This is a genomic window from Clostridium sp. UBA3061 (assembly GCF_002367465.1).
Lineage (GTDB): Bacteria > Bacillota > Clostridia > Clostridiales > Clostridiaceae > Clostridium_J > Clostridium_J sulfidigenes.
In genome coordinates this window covers 251637-267343 of sequence record NZ_DFCF01000012.1, presented here as the reverse complement: position 1 = coordinate 267343, position 15707 = coordinate 251637, and the positions used below count along the sequence as shown (strand labels likewise).

Genomic DNA, 15707 nt, shown 5'->3' with positions numbered 1-15707 from the left:
CCTCTTTTTAAGTCTCAGGGGATTCATCTTCCTTTTCTCTTTCTGTTTCTGTAACTACAACTTGGCTTTCTGCTATATCTTCTTCTACAGTAACTAATACTCTAATTTCATATTCCTTCTCTTGCTTTTTAACTTCTGGAGTTATATCTAGTATTTTAACTCCTCTATCTAAATTTAATGTAATTTTGTTTTGTAGTTCCTTTATTACAGTGTCAGTGTCAGTAGCTTCTTCCACCTCTTCTGTTTCATAATAAGTCTCTTTTATAAAGATGCCCCAGTTTTCTTCTATTTTATCATAAGTTGTATAGTTATTTAATGATTTCTTAATATAAATTTTATTATTGTTTACATTTACTCCATATCGTACCTGCTTATTTCCCGTTCTTCTTTTTGAGGTAATAGATATAGGTACTTTTGTAAATTCTTCGTAAAAAGTAGTAGCATATATTTTTCCTTCAGCCTTTACAGAGAACTCCATGCCTTCTTTTCCTTCTTGACCTTTTACAATTAACTCACCTTTGTCAACTACTGTGCCAAGTTGTTTCACAGGAGTTCCAGCACTAGTATATATTCTATTTATAACTCCACTTTTTTTAGCTACTAAATCTCCTGTGTACTCCTTTTCTTTTATCTTTGGTGGTTCTTGCCTCTCCACTATATCTACAGTGAGCATAGAGCCTTCAATTCTAACTTTAACCCACATTATTTCATCTATATCAGCAACTAACTTTTCTTCAACTTTTAGAACATCTATTGAACCCTTTTTACTTCCAACCATTATTCCATAGCTTTTCAGTATATTTCTAACTTCAAGGGGAGCTAGATATTTATCTGTATTTATATCCACACTCCAAATAAAGCTACTCAAATAGTATAAAATAAAGAAAAATGCAGCAATACCTGCAATTAAAAGTTTTCTAGCACTTAATCTAAGATAGAAAAAGTTTATCCCTTTACGATGCAAAATCTTTACTTTTCCCTTTACTTTTTTAACAGCTTCTTTTAAATGAAGATAATCTGATACTGATATTTCTAGTGTAATAGAAAAGGCATTATTTCTTTTTATATTTTTTACACTAACATTTTTATTCCAAAGATAATTGAGAATTTTTTCTCCTTCAAGGGAATCTACTTGAACAGTTATATAGCTTTTATTAAAATTATTAATCTTCTTCATAGTTTTCATACACCATAGAGCTAAAATATCCACTTAAAGTTATGGTGGTACCTCCTACAAATATAATTTCAAAATCCTTACCTAGAATTTTCAAAGGTCCAATACTTGTATTTATAACTAATTCACTGTCACTAAATTTTATTATCCCTTTATGATTCTCTACCGTTACCTCTTTTCTTGCTATCACTATTATTTTAGGTAAGCTAAGGGCTACATCTACTGGTAAGTCTAATCCATAAATGACCTTTTCCTTTACCCTCACTAATTTATCACTCAACTTCATCACCTCTAAATCATAATTTTTACTTACAAAGTTTCTCTTTTAAATTTTATGATTTCTTTTCATGATAAATTACTTAAAATAAAAAGAACTCAGTAAACTGAGTTCTTTATTTATTCAAATATTCTTTTACTATTTGACTAACTACTTTGCCATCTGCTCGACCATTTACCTTAGGTCTAACATCTGCCATAAGTTTTCCCATATCTTTAATGCTACTAGTACCAAGTTTTTCGGCTGACTCCAGAACAATTTTTCGGATTTCTTCTTCCGTTAACTGCTGAGGAAGGTATTGTAATAAGATTTCGATTTCAGCTTTTGTTTGATCAACCAAATCTTGTCTATTTCCTTTATCAAACTCAACCAAAGAATCTCTTCTTTGTTTAACTTCCTTTGCTAAAATTTCGATGACTTTACTATCATCTACTTCTCCTGCCCCTGATTTTTCAACCATTAAAACAGCAGCTTTAGCCATGCTTATTACATTTGCTTTAAACTTATTTCTTTGTTTAATAGCATTTTTCCAGTCGTCCTGTAATGTTTCCTTAATGGATGACATTAATAAACCTTCTTTCAAATTCTACTTAAATTTTCTTTTTCTAGCAGCTTCTGATTTTTTCTTTCTCTTTACGCTTGGTTTTTCGTAATGTTCTCTCTTTCTAACTTCTGAAAGCACACCTGATCTTGCACATTTCTTTTTAAATCTTCTTAATGCATTCTCTAATGATTCGTTTTCTCCAACTTTTATCTCTGACATTTATATCCCTCCCTCCGCTAGCTCAATTTAATTTTAATTAAAAGTAGCCAATGCGAGGCCTAAATAGCACATTTTCAATTATACAATTCACATTAACTTATGTCAAGATTTTCATTAGTTTTATTTACATATTTTTAGTCCTTATTTTTAGCCTGGTGGCCATTTTAAATTTCTTCCACCTAACAAATGAAAATGTAAATGTGGAACAGTCTGACCTCCATGGTCTAAAGTGTTAGTTACAACTCTATATCCACTTTTATCTATTCCTAGTTTTTTTACCAGTTCTGGTATGGTGGCGAAAATATGAGCTATAATGCTACTATTCTCATGATTTATATCATTAACGCAGCTTATGTGCTCCTTTGGGATTATAAGAATATGCACAGGTGCTTCAGGACTTATGTCATGAAATGCTAATATCTTATCATCTTCATAGACCTTATTTGAAGGAATCTCACCCTTTGCAATTTTACAAAATAAACAATCTGACATTTTTTCACCTCCATTCTCAGTAGTAAAAACCTACATTTATAGTTTCCTATAATGTATAATATGATTTCTCATATCTTATATTATACTCTAAAAATCCATGTTAGTGTATCTATATTTTGTATTATTCTATGATTCCTATCATATTTTCTTGTTTTACAGCTGCTAGTTTTGTAGGCACTATTTTACCCTCTAGGTTTTCATCACTTTCTGTTATTACTTTTATATAGTTCTCTGTATAGCCTACATAAGTGTTTTCTTTTCCACTTATAGCTTCCTCATAAAGTACTCTCATTTCTCTTCCTATGAATTTCTCCATGAATTCTACTTCTAAAGCATTATTTAGTTCTATTAACTTTTTACTTCTTTCTTCCTTTATAAGACCATCTACTTGGAAAGGCATTTCCGCTGCCTTAGTTCCTGTTCTTTTACTATACTTAAAGATATGCATTTTACTTAGTTTTATACCTTTTAAAAATTCATAGGTAGCTTCAAATTCAACATTAGACTCCCCTGGAAAACCTACAATTATATCCGTAGTTATAGACACGTCCTTCATATACTTTCTAAGATTTTCTACTACATCCTTATATTCCTGTGCTGTATATTTTCTATTCATTCTTCTAATTGTTGCATCACAGCCACTTTGAAGGGATAGGTGAAAATGTGGACACATCTTTTCTAGGTTACAGATTTTCTCTATTACCCCTTCAGTGAAGAAGGTTGGATCTATAGAGCCTATTCTAATTCTCTCTATTCCTTCTATTTTATTTATCTCTTCTAGGATTTTAACTAAATCCCAATTACCTTCTAAATCTACTCCATAGGAAGCAGTGTGAACTCCAGATAAAATTATTTCTTTAAACCCATTTTTACTTAGTTCTTTTACTTCCTTTAATATTTCCTCAGGCTCTTTACTACAAACTCCCCCTCTAGCAAAGGGAATTAGGCAGTATGAACAAAATCTATTACATCCATCCTGTATCTTTAAAAAGGCTCTAGTTTTATCCTGATATTCATTGATAGCTAGCTGTTCAAATTTATTGTTTTTAAGTACATCTTTAACTTCTACTACTTGCTTACTTTCTTCTCTTGCTCTATTAACCCAGTAAACAATGTCTCCTTTATTTCTACTTCCCAAGACTACATCTACACCTTCAATTTGTGCTATTTCATCGGAAGCTATTTGTGAATAGCATCCAACTACTGCTATTATAGCCTCTGGATTATGACGTCTTGCTCTTCCTATCATCTGTCTTGACTTTTTATCTCCCATGTTAGTTACTGTACAGGTATTTATAACATACACATCTGAAAATTCATCAAAACTTACAACTTCATATCCCTCTTTTATGAATTTTTCTGCCATGGCTTCTGATTCATAAGAGTTAACCCTACATCCTAGTGTATATAGTGCTACTTTCATTTTAATTTCCTCCTAAGTCACCAAGCTCATACATAATTAAGCTAAGAGCTACAAAGCCAGCAGTCTCCGTTCTTAGTATTCTAGGCCCTAAGGTTACTATAAATGCTCCAGCATCCTTTAATGCCTGAATTTCATCCTCTTCAAAGCCACCCTCAGGTCCTATGATAATGGCTGCTGTTTCTATATTTTTATCTGATACTTGGTTTTTTACATATTTTATTCCTTGATTTTCTTGATTTTCATAGGGTACTATGACTAAATCAAAGTTCTTTATCTCTTCCTTTAGGTTATTAAAATCTATAGGTTGGTTTATAGTTGGAATTATACTTCTTTTGCTTTGTTTGCAAGCTTCTAATGCAATTCTGTTCCATCTATCTACCTTTTTAAATTCTGAGGACTCATTGCCCTTAACTACAACTCTCTCTGTAATTATAGGGGTGATTTCACTGACTCCTAGCTCAGTACACTTTTGAGCTATTAAATCCATTTTAGCTGCCTTTGGTAATCCTTGAAAAAGCTGAACTCTTAAAGGACTTTCATTATTTAAAGCAACCTTTTCAATTAGGTTTACTCTTACTTCTTTTTTATTTACCTCTAAAATTTCTCCTATATATTCAACACCCTTGCAGTTATTGATATTTACTTTATCCCCTTCTTTAAGTCTAAGCACCTTATATATATGCTTAACATCATCGCCTTCAATGATGCACAGAGATTCATTTATGCTATTATCTTCCACAAAAAATTTATGCATTTTAAATATACTCCCATCACACAATTTTACTTTTTAGCAATAATACAAATCCATTCTCCATCTTCCATGACTTCTTCAATTATAAAGTTTAGGGTCTTTAACTTGTCAGCAACTTTATCTCTTTGAGTGTTTAAGATACCAGAAGCTATGAAGTATCCCTCATCTTCTATAAAGGCTCTGACACCTTCACTTAAAAACATGATTATATCAGCTAAGATATTAGCTACTACTATATTAGCTTTACCTTCTACTACTTCCATTAAATCTCCATAAAGAATTTCGATGTTATTTACTTTGTTGAACTCTAGATTTTTCTTTGCAGATTCTACAGCTACTGGGTCTAAATCTACTCCTACTACATGTTTTGCTCCTAATTTAGCTGCAGCTATAGATAATATTCCTGAACCAGTACCTATGTCAAATACAGTGGTATCTCCCTTAACTTTTTTCTCTAGAGCTTTTATGCACATTCTTGTAGTTTCGTGGGTTCCTGTTCCAAATGCCATTCCTGGGTCTAGCTCTACTACAACCTCTCCAGGTTTTTCTTCATAATCTTCCCAGGTAGGCTTTACTACAATGTGCTCCCCAACCTTAGCTGGTTTATAGTACTGCTTCCAATTATTTGCCCAATCATCTTCATTTACCTTATGATAAGTTACTATGCCTTCACCTTTATCAAAGCCAAATTCACCTAACTTATCTACACTTTCCTTTATGTAGTTTAGTGTATTCATAAAGTTTTCACTATCCTTAAAGTACCCTTTAACCATAGCTCCTTCTTCAATAGTTAAAACTGACTCATTTATAAAATCTGCAAAGCCCAGGTTTTCCTTCTTAAATTCCACATCTGCCACATCTTCTATGGAAACTCCTTCTACATCACAGTTATAAAGAAAACCAGCCACAGCTTCTGTAGCCTCACTGCTGGTAAGTACCGTTACTTCAATCCAATCCTGATCCATTTCTACTTCCTCCATATCTATACATTAAATTATACTTAAGTTATATGAACAATATTTAATAGGTTTTAATTAATATTATTGCCATCATTTTAAAAGATGTCTATGGTATTATACACTAAATAATCTTTATTGTGTAATTATATATCACATATTACAAAATAACAAAATAACTCTTCCTTGGCAATAGTGAATCTTTTCTATTGCAAGAAAGAGTTTTATTTGGCTCTATAATTTTTATCGACCCCTAATATTCTACTGTTCTATAGATGCTTAGTCAATTAGGTTATCTTTAAATCCAAGACCAAAGGCTTCATCAAAGGAAGAAATCATAGTCATAGCTGTTGGGTCTATGGTACTTACAATTCTACGCAAATTATATACCTGAGATTTACTGCAAGCACACATTAACATTTGACGACTCTCTCCTGAAAAAGCACCAGTAACATTCATTATAGTTACTCCTCGTCCAACTTCCTTTCCAATGACATCTGCAATTTCCTTTCCATGATTAGTTATTACCATTGCCATTTTTCCTGCTTCAAAACCAGACATAATCTTATCTATTATTGTTGATGTAGCTATAGTCATAATAATTCCTAATAATACAGCATCAATAGTTCCAAATACTAATCCACCTAGAAGGATAACACAACCATCAATAGCAATTGTAATCTGCCCAATAGATAGGTGAGGTGCTTTTTTTCTTACAGAAAGAATTAAAAAGTCTGTTCCTCCAGTAGATGAATTTCTCATATATATGAGTGCTAGTCCAGCTCCAGATAATACTCCTGCAAACACAGCTGCCAGTATAGGATTTCCTGAATATATTGGGATAAGTGGAAACACTACATCCATAAAGAAGGCTGAAATTACCATGGTTTTTAGAGATTTAACTAAAAACCATTTTCCAAGTACTTTATAACTAATTATTATTATTGGTATGTTAAGTAATAAACTACATATACCTATTGGTATTTTAGTAAAAAAGTTTATAATTATTGATAAACCTGAAATTCCACCAGGAGCAAAGTTAGCTGATAATGCAAAGGTATAAATACCAGCAGCATAAAGTATACTACCAATGATGTCATAGAAGGTATCAATGGTAATGTCATAGATCTTTTGTTTTTCAATTTTCATGTTATTGCCTCCAACCTTTTTATTAAAGTTATATCTTATGATTTTGTAGAAATTAACATAATTCAGACATGAATAAAAGGTTTACATGTGCTAAAAAACTTAACTTCTACACCACTAGTAATAAAAGCGCAATAAACCCTAAAATATCATTAAATTCTACAGTAATATTATAAATATTTTGTCTAAAAAAGTCAATTATTAAATTTTAAAAATATTCATATTGTTATCTCTATTTTGCTAATGATTAATTTTACTATTAATATACTGAAATTTAAGATTTTAATATAAATTGGCTCTGTTGAAAATTACAGTGATAGAATATATAAGCACTAAAAATAGCTAAAGTCCTATATTAACTATTACAAGACTTTAGCTATATTTAAAATATTTGTAGATTATATTAATTCTCTTTATTACTTTCCAAATATTCCTTTTTTGTGTTTTTTCTTTTCCACAGTAGTTTCTGGAGCTTCTCCACTAGCCTCCATAAACATTCTTAGAGCTTCTGTTTGTTTCTCATTAAGAGATTTTGGTACATCTACTATTACCTTAACATAGTGATCTCCTCTACCTACAGAGTTAACTCTAGGAACCCCTTTAGCTTTTAATCTAAATACAGTTCCAGGTTGAGTTCCTGCTGGAACCTTATAAGTAACATCTCCATCCACTGTTGGAACCTTTATGTCTGTACCAAGAGCAGCCTTTGCAAAGGATATATGAGTTTCCATATGGATATCAAAGCCTTTACGTTTAAATATATTATGAGATGTAACTCTTATATTTATATAAAGATCTCCTGCTGGCCCTCCATTTTCTCCTGCTTCACCTTGTCCTCTTAGTGGCATTACATTTCCTGTATCAACACCTGCTGGAACATTCACTGTTAAATTTCTAGTTTTTCTTTCTTTACCAGTTCCTCTACAAGTTGAGCATGCTTCCTCTATTATAGTACCTTTACCTCCACAAGCATCACAAGTTGTAGTTGTAGAAATAACTCCTAATGGAGTTCTTCTTTGAACATTTATCTTCCCTCTACCACTACACTTAGAGCAAGTTTTAGGAGTAGTACCTTTTTTTGCTCCTGTGCCTCCACAAGTTTCACATTTTTCTCTTCTAGTAACTTTAATTTCCTTCTCACAGCCAAATACAGCCTCTTCAAAGGTTAAATTTAAATTAAATTCTAAATCTGCACCCTTTCTTGGAGCATTTTTATTAGATGAAGAGGAAAATCCTCCACCAAAGATATCGCTAAAAATATCTCCAAAGCCGCCAAAGCCTCCACCGAAATCAAATCCATCAAAACCTTGGGCTCCGTTAAAGTCTGCAGTACCAAATTGATCATATCTCTGTTTCTTCTCTGGATCTGATAAAACTTGATATGCTTCATTTATTTCTTTAAACTTTTCTTCTGCTTCAGCATTTCCTTGATTTCTATCTGGATGATACTTTAAAGCAGCCTTTTTAAAAGCTTTTTTTATCTCATCATCACTGGCACTTTTATCTAAGCCGAGTACTTCATAATAATCTTTATTAGCCATATTTAAAACTCACCACCTATTTTACTTCGAATAATATATTAAGATATATTATGTATAATTGCAACCATGTATTAATGGGAACATTAAATTTTCACATTAAAATTTAACATTAAAATCAGTTTTAAGGGATGAGTGTTTCATCATCCCTTAACTGATTTAATGAATATTATTCTCCATCTACTTTAAAATCTGCATCTACAACATTGTCATCATGTGGTGCATCTTGAGCTCCTGCTCCTTCTCCTGCTGCTCCACCCATGTTGTTTGGATCGAAACCTTCTGCTCCTGGCTGTCCGCCTTCAGCTTGGTATACCTTTGAAGATACAGCGTAGAATTCTTGTGTTAACTCTTCTGTAGCTTTTTTAATAGCTTCTATATCTTCTCCGTCTTTAACTGATTTTAATACTTGGATTCTTTGTTCTACCTTAGCTTTATCATCAGCAGAAACTTTATCTCCTAGGTCAGTTAAAGTTTTTTCTGTTTGGTAAACCATTTGATCTGCAGTGTTTTTAACTTCTATAGCTTCTTTTCTCTTCTTATCTTCTTCTGCAAATCTTTCTGCTTCATTTACTGCATTTTGGATTTCATCATCACTTAAGTTAGTTGAAGCTGTGATAGTTATATTAGCTTCTTTTCCAGTTCCTTTGTCTTTAGCAGAAACTTTAACTATACCGTTAGCATCTATATCAAAAGTTACTTCGATTTGAGGAATTCCTCTTGGAGCTGCTGCAATTCCAGAAAGAGTGAATCTTCCTAAAGTTTTGTTGTCAGCTGCCATTTGTCTTTCACCTTGAACTACGTGAATCTCAACAGATGTTTGACCGTCTGCTGCAGTTGAGAATACTTGGCTCTTCTTAGTTGGAATTGTTGTATTTCTTTCGATTAATGGAGTAGCAACTCCTCCTAAAGTTTCAATTCCTAATGTTAATGGTGAAACGTCAAGAAGTAATACATCTTTAACATCTCCTGTTAAAACTCCACCTTGAATAGCTGCACCTGCTGCAACACATTCATCTGGGTTAACTCCTTTTGATGGTTCTTTTCCTGTAAAGTTTTTAACTGCTTCTACAACAGCTGGGATTCTTGTAGATCCACCAACTAATACAACCTTGTCAATTTCTCCTATTGAAAGATCAGCATCTTGAAGAGCTTTTCTCATTGGCTCAATAGTTCTTTGTACTAAATCATGAGTTAATTCATTGAATTTAGCTCTTGTTAGGTTCATATCTATATGTTTTGGACCTGTAGCATCAGCTGTGATAAATGGAAGATTGATGTTTGTTTGAGTAGAAGATGATAATTCTATTTTTGCTTTTTCAGCAGCTTCTTTTAATCTTTGAAGTGCCATTTTATCATTTCTTAAATCAATTCCATTAGAAGCTTTAAAATCTTCAGCTATATAATCCATAACCTTTTGGTCAAAGTCATCTCCACCAAGACGAGTATCTCCATTTGTAGATTTAACTTCGAAAACTCCATCTCCAAGTTCTAAGATAGATACGTCGAAAGTACCACCACCAAGGTCATATACAAATATCTTTTGGTTTGTATCCATTTTGTCAAGACCATAAGCAAGAGATGCAGCTGTTGGCTCGTTTATAATTCTCTTAACATCAAGACCTGCAATTCTTCCTGCGTCTTTAGTTGCTTGTCTTTGGCTATCATTGAAGTATGCTGGAACTGTGATAACCGCTTCTGTAACTGTTTCTCCAAGGTATGCTTCAGCATCTGCTTTTAATTTTTGAAGTACCATTGCAGATATTTCTTGTGGAGTATATTCTTTTCCATCTATATTTACTTTATGATTTGTTCCCATTTCTCTTTTAATTGAGATTATAGTTTTATCTGGGTTTGTTATTGATTGTCTTTTTGCTACTTGACCAACAAGTCTTTCGCCATCTTGTAAGAAAGATACTACTGATGGAGTAGTTCTAGCACCTTCTGCGTTTGGTATTATAACTGGATCTCCACCTTCCATAACTGATACACAAGAGTTTGTTGTTCCTAAATCAATTCCTATAATTTTTGCCATTGTAATTTCCTCCTATAAATTAATACACTTATTTTCTTCTAATTTACTATATACATTTATTTTTAATTAAAGATTAAAATCTTTATAAATCATAGATTAATTTGCTACTTTAACCATACTATGTCTTAATACTTTATCGCCTTTTTTATATCCCTTTAGGAATACTTCAGCTACTTGATTTTTTCCTAAGTTTTCATCTTCTATATGCATTACTGCATCATGGAAGTTAGGGTCAAATTCTCCATCAGATGAGATTTCTTCAACGCCTAGCTTTTCAAAAGAAGCTGTAAACTGATTTATAGTTAATTCAATACCTTTTTTAAGATCTTCTGCACTACCATCTACTGCAACAGCTCTTTCTAAATTGTCTAATACAGGTAGTATTTCCTTTAATACATCAGCACAAGCCTCTGTATATATATTTTCCTTTTCCTTAGAAGTTCTTTTTCTAAAGTTATCATATTCAGCTACAGTTCTTAATAATTTATCTTTCAAAGAATCATTTTCTTCTTTAAGCTCTTTAATTTCTTCTTTGCGATTTCTGAATTTTTTCATCTCATCTTCCTTATCATCTTCCTCTTTAACCTCTGAGGTTTCTTCACCGGAAGTGCCTTCCTCTTCATTTTGTTCTTTTTCAGAAGGGTCATTTTCTAAAATTTCATCCGCATTATCTTCCATATCTTTTTTATCTAGCTCTTGCTTTTCTTCCATATTATTTTCCAATGCTCTTTCCTCCAATCTAAATGCTTATCTCATTTACTTTGAATTTTGAATATATATAAACCCATAGTTAATCTGGATCATATATGCTAGAGATCTTGTCGTTTATCTCATTAACCACAGTATCAAGAACAGCTATAACTTTATCATAATGGATTCTTGTAGGTCCTATAACTCCTATGGTACCCATAATACGGCCATTACAACTATAGCTAGCAGTGATTATACTGCACTCTTTAGCGCATTCCACAAAGTTTTCTTCTCCTATACTAATAAATAAAGATTCCTTGTTTCCTTTGCTAAGAATTTCATTTAGGTTTTCTTCATTATTTACTAACCCTAAAAATGCCTTTGCCTTATCGATGTTATTATATTCAGGATAGTTAAATATATTTGTAGCACCCTTAGTATAAATTTCACCATAATCTCCCAACACTAGCGTTTCATGAAGAACAGGAATTATACAGTCAAATATCTCTTCGTAACCAACTAATTCATTTTTTAAATTAACAAGGAAATCTAGAGTAATTTGTTCTATGCTAATCCCTACAAGTAGTCTATTAAGAGCATTATTCACTTTTACTAGCTTATTGTCATCTACTGGATTTGTTACTCTAATAGTATTATTTTTTATATTACCATTGTCTGTTATTATTGTAGATAAAATTATGTGCTTTTCTATTGCTAATAACTTTATATACTTAATACTTGACTTTTTAACAGAAGCAACTTTTACTACAGAAGTTAGTCTAGTAATATTAGAAAGTACATCTATAGCACCCTTAATTATACTATCTATTTCACTTATAGATGTGTCCTTTATCAGGTCATGTCTTATAGTTTCATGCTCTTCTTCTGTAAGTCTGCTAGGGGTCATAAGTCTATCTACATAAAGTCTATAACCCTTATCAGAAGGTCGTCTTCCAGAGGATGAATGGAGTTGTTCTAAAAATCCCATTTCTTCAAGATCAGCCATTTCATTTCTAATAGTAGCTGAGCTTATTCCTAAATCGTATTTTTTAGATATGGTTCTTGAACCTACAGGTTCTCCGTAAGTTATATAATCATTTATTATAGCCTGTAAGATTTTAATCTTTCTTTCATCCATATCCATGTTATCACCTCTTTGTTAGCACTCACTACTCACGAGTGCTAATGACTATATTTAATATATATCATTTATAAAATTCAATGTCAATATGATTCATAAATTATTTACAAAATTAAATCTGACATCACTTGATTACTCAGTTCTATACCTCTTTTAGTAAGGTATAATCTATCCCCCTTTAAATTTAATAAATCCAACTTTACATACTTATATATAACTTCTTTATATTTTTCAAAAATGGAGATGTTAAACCTTCTCTTAAATTCTTCTATACTTATACCTTCTATTTTTCTTAATCCTAAGAACATGAACTCTTCTATATCATCCTTTAAGGAATTTTCATTACTCTCTACCACTGCAGATCTTTTATTTTCCATAGACATTATATAGGTTTCTATTTTTTCTTCATTGCTATACCTAATGCCATTAACATAGGAATGGGAAGATGAGCCACAACCAATATAATTTTCTAAATTCCAATATATTTTATTATGCCTGCACTCTAATCCATCCTTTGCAAAATTGGAAATCTCATACTGGTGATATCCTTTTATCTCTAAAAAATTAATTGCTTCAGAATACATGTCTCTTTCTACATCTTCATCAGGTAAAATCAATTTATTCTTTTCATAAAGATTATAAAACTTAGTTCCTTCTTCTATGATTAAGCTGTAGCAAGAAATATGCTCTGGCTTTAACTCTACAACCTGACTTAAAGTTTCCTTCCACTGAGCTAAACTTTGATCTGGAAGTCCAAACATTAAATCTACATTTATATTATTGAAACCAAAATTCCTTAACATTTCATAGCTATGTTTAAAATCCTCAATGGAATGGATTCTTCCTAGTGAAGTAAGGTGACACTGTTGCACAGCTTGAAGTCCCATAGAAATTCTATTTACTCCCATAGCTTTAAAAATTTTTAGTTGTTCCTCATTAAAAGTCTTAGGATTTCCCTCTATAGTAAACTCAAAACCTTCCTCTATCCTGTTTAATCCCCTAAGGGCTTTTTCTATAATTTTCCACCCTTCAATGCACAAATAGGTGGGAGTTCCCCCACCTATAAATATGGTGCTTATAATTTTATCCTGGCAAGAAACTTTAATTTCCTCACTCAATGCCTTAGCATAATCCATCATTAAACTTTCTTTACCACTATAGGAAGGAAAATCACAGTAATGACATTTCATCTTACAAAATGGTATATGAATATATAATCCCACTGTATTTAATCCTACTGTATCCATTTTTCTTCTCCTTTAATATCCACTTTATTAACTTCTGAAAATTCTTTTCCATGACAAGGTTAATCGCTAGGAAACTAAATTTGATTAAGAAATTTATGATTGTTTCTACGCCGATTACCTATTGTCATTGCGAAGAATTTTCATGACATTAATAAATTAATTATAAGTACTACTAACTAGTCAACTTTAAGTACTGCCATGAATGCTTCTTGTGGAACTTCAACGCTTCCTACTTGTCTCATTCGCTTCTTACCTTCTTTTTGTTTCTCAAGAAGTTTTTTCTTTCTTGAGATATCTCCACCGTAACACTTAGCAAGTACGTCTTTTCTCATAGCTTTTACAGTTTCTCTAGCTATTATTTTAGCTCCTATGGCTGCTTGAATTGGAATCTCAAACATTTGTCTTGGAATAATCTCCTTAAGCTTTTCTACCATGGATCTTCCTCTGTGGTAAGCTCTATCTGCTGGAACTATCATAGATAGTGCATCCACTACATCTCCATTAAGAAGTATGTCAAGCTTAACAAGTTGAGTTCTCTTATATCCTTTAAGTTCATAGTCAAAGGATGCATATCCTCTAGTTCTAGATTTTAAAGCATCAAAGAAATCATAGACTATTTCATTAAGTGGAATATCATAGTTAATTACAACTCTAGTTTCTTCGATATATTGCATATCTATGAAGGTTCCTCTCTTCTCCTGGCATAACTCCATGATTGCTCCTACATAATCTGAAGGTGATATTATTGAAGCCTTAACTTCTGGTTCTTCCATATAAGATATTTCACTTGGCTCTGGTAGGTTAGTAGGGTTTGTAATCTCTATAATTTCCCCATCAGTTTTAGCTACCTTGTAAACAACGGAAGGTGCAGTGGTAATTATATCTAGATTAAACTCTCTCTCTATTCTCTCTTGAATTATCTCCATGTGAAGTAATCCTAAAAATCCACATCTAAATCCAAAACCTAGAGCTATAGATGTCTCTGGTTCAAAGGATAGGGCTGCATCGTTAAGCTGTAGCTTTTCAAGAGCTTCCTTTAAGGTTTCATACTTAGCTCCATCTACAGGGTATATTCCACTAAATACCATAGGTATAGCTGGTCTATATCCTTCTAACGGATTAGCTGCTGGTCTTCCTGCTTCTGTGATGGTATCTCCAGCTCTAGCATCTTTTACATTTCTAATAGCTGCACTTAAGTATCCAACATCTCCAGCTCTAAGTTCATCTACCTTTAATGGACCTGGAGTAAATACTCCTACCTCAGTTACATCGTACACTTTATTAGTATTCATTAATTTGATTTTAGTTCCTGGCTTTACTACCCCATCAAATACTCTGATGTAGGTTACTACACCTTTATATGAGTCATAGTAAGAGTCAAAGATTAAGGCCTTAAGAGGAGCTTCTTCATCCCCTTCTGGTGCTGGTACTTTAGCTATAACCGTTTTAATTACATCCTCTATATTTAATCCTGTTTTAGCAGATATTAATGGTGCATCATCTGCTGGAATTCCAATAACATCTTCAATTTCTTGCTTAACCTCATCAGGTCTTGCACTTTGAAGATCTATTTTGTTTATAACTGGAGCAATTTCAAGGTCATGATCTAAGGCTAAGTAACAGTTTGCAAGGGTCTGTGCTTGTATACCTTGAGTTGCATCCACAACTAATACAGCTCCTTCACAAGCTGCTAAACTTCTAGAAACCTCATAGTTAAAGTCTACGTGGCCTGGAGTATCTATTAGATTTAAAATATACTCTTCGCCCTCTTCTGTTCTATGTATAAGTCTTGCTGCTTGAGCCTTGATTGTAATTCCTCTTTCTCTTTCTAATTCCATGTTATCTAGTACTTGGGCTTCCATTTCCCTAGCTGTTAAAGTACCTGTTTTTTCAAGTAATCTATCTGCTAAAGTAGACTTGCCGTGATCTATATGTGCTACTATAGAAAAATTTCTTATGTGTTTTTGTCTGTTAGTTTGCATCTACTCAAATACCCCCGTAAATTTATATTAACTCTTTATTAAAGTCACTGTTTCTAATCTAATTATCAACTATACTTAGTTAGATAATAAAC

At 32.4% G+C, this 15707-nt stretch carries 15 protein-coding genes; all 15 read right to left on the bottom strand.

The window, feature by feature from the left end:
• Positions 1 to 7 precede the first annotated feature (7 nt).
• Positions 8 to 1177, bottom strand: coding sequence for a sporulation protein YqfD (gene yqfD / locus B2P65_RS11765; RefSeq protein WP_346848425.1), 1170 nt, complete (start codon positions 1175 to 1177; stop codon positions 8 to 10).
• On the bottom strand, positions 1164 to 1454 hold the full coding sequence (gene yqfC / locus B2P65_RS11760; protein WP_346848424.1) for a sporulation protein YqfC: 291 nt from the start codon (positions 1452 to 1454) through the stop codon (positions 1164 to 1166). The genes yqfD and yqfC overlap by 14 nt, the downstream gene beginning before the upstream one ends.
• A 112-nt stretch (positions 1455 to 1566) precedes the next feature.
• A complete protein-coding gene (locus B2P65_RS11755) occupies positions 1567 to 2016 on the bottom strand; it encodes a GatB/YqeY domain-containing protein (RefSeq protein ID WP_346880181.1) in 450 nt (149 codons plus the stop codon).
• A gap of 21 nt (positions 2017 to 2037) precedes the next feature.
• Entirely contained in the window at positions 2038 to 2214 is a 177-nt protein-coding gene (gene rpsU / locus B2P65_RS11750; protein ID WP_035128888.1) for a 30S ribosomal protein S21, read from the bottom strand.
• A 147-nt stretch (positions 2215 to 2361) separates the two neighbouring features.
• Positions 2362 to 2706, bottom strand: coding sequence for a histidine triad nucleotide-binding protein (locus B2P65_RS11745; RefSeq protein WP_035128885.1), 345 nt, complete (start codon positions 2704 to 2706; stop codon positions 2362 to 2364).
• A 121-nt stretch (positions 2707 to 2827) separates the two neighbouring features.
• Positions 2828 to 4129 (bottom strand): tRNA (N(6)-L-threonylcarbamoyladenosine(37)-C(2))-methylthiotransferase MtaB, encoded by a 1302-nt coding sequence (gene mtaB, locus B2P65_RS11740; RefSeq protein WP_346848423.1) that lies wholly within the window; start codon positions 4127 to 4129, stop codon positions 2828 to 2830.
• Between the two features lies 1 nt (position 4130).
• Positions 4131 to 4883, bottom strand: a complete 753-nt coding sequence (locus B2P65_RS11735) for a 16S rRNA (uracil(1498)-N(3))-methyltransferase (RefSeq protein WP_035128879.1) — start codon at positions 4881 to 4883, stop codon at positions 4131 to 4133.
• Positions 4884 to 4909: 26 nt separating this feature from the next.
• Positions 4910 to 5845, bottom strand: a complete 936-nt coding sequence (gene prmA / locus B2P65_RS11730; protein WP_346848422.1) for a 50S ribosomal protein L11 methyltransferase — start codon at positions 5843 to 5845, stop codon at positions 4910 to 4912.
• A gap of 270 nt (positions 5846 to 6115) precedes the next feature.
• Entirely contained in the window at positions 6116 to 6985 is an 870-nt protein-coding gene (locus B2P65_RS11725) for a YitT family protein (protein ID WP_346848421.1), read from the bottom strand.
• A gap of 413 nt (positions 6986 to 7398) precedes the next feature.
• Positions 7399 to 8523: a molecular chaperone DnaJ gene (dnaJ, locus tag B2P65_RS11720; protein WP_346848420.1), complete on the bottom strand. Its 1125-nt coding sequence runs from the start codon at positions 8521 to 8523 to the stop codon at positions 7399 to 7401.
• A 166-nt stretch (positions 8524 to 8689) separates the two neighbouring features.
• Positions 8690 to 10555, bottom strand: coding sequence for a molecular chaperone DnaK (dnaK, locus tag B2P65_RS11715; RefSeq protein ID WP_346848419.1), 1866 nt, complete (start codon positions 10553 to 10555; stop codon positions 8690 to 8692).
• A gap of 96 nt (positions 10556 to 10651) precedes the next feature.
• On the bottom strand, positions 10652 to 11278 hold the full coding sequence (grpE, locus tag B2P65_RS11710) for a nucleotide exchange factor GrpE (protein ID WP_346880180.1): 627 nt from the start codon (positions 11276 to 11278) through the stop codon (positions 10652 to 10654).
• Between the two features lie 67 nt (positions 11279 to 11345).
• Positions 11346 to 12383, bottom strand: a complete 1038-nt coding sequence (gene hrcA, locus B2P65_RS11705) for a heat-inducible transcriptional repressor HrcA (protein ID WP_346848510.1) — start codon at positions 12381 to 12383, stop codon at positions 11346 to 11348.
• A 107-nt stretch (positions 12384 to 12490) separates the two neighbouring features.
• The gene (gene hemW, locus B2P65_RS11700; RefSeq protein ID WP_346880179.1) at positions 12491 to 13633 is read right to left on the bottom strand and encodes a radical SAM family heme chaperone HemW; all 1143 of its coding nucleotides are present in this window, start codon (positions 13631 to 13633) and stop codon (positions 12491 to 12493) included.
• A 176-nt stretch (positions 13634 to 13809) separates the two neighbouring features.
• Positions 13810 to 15615 carry a translation elongation factor 4 gene (gene lepA, locus B2P65_RS11695; RefSeq protein ID WP_346848417.1) on the bottom strand — a complete coding sequence of 602 codons (1806 nt, stop codon included), beginning with the start codon at positions 15613 to 15615 and terminating at the stop codon, positions 13810 to 13812.
• Positions 15616 to 15707: the final 92 nt, after the last annotated feature.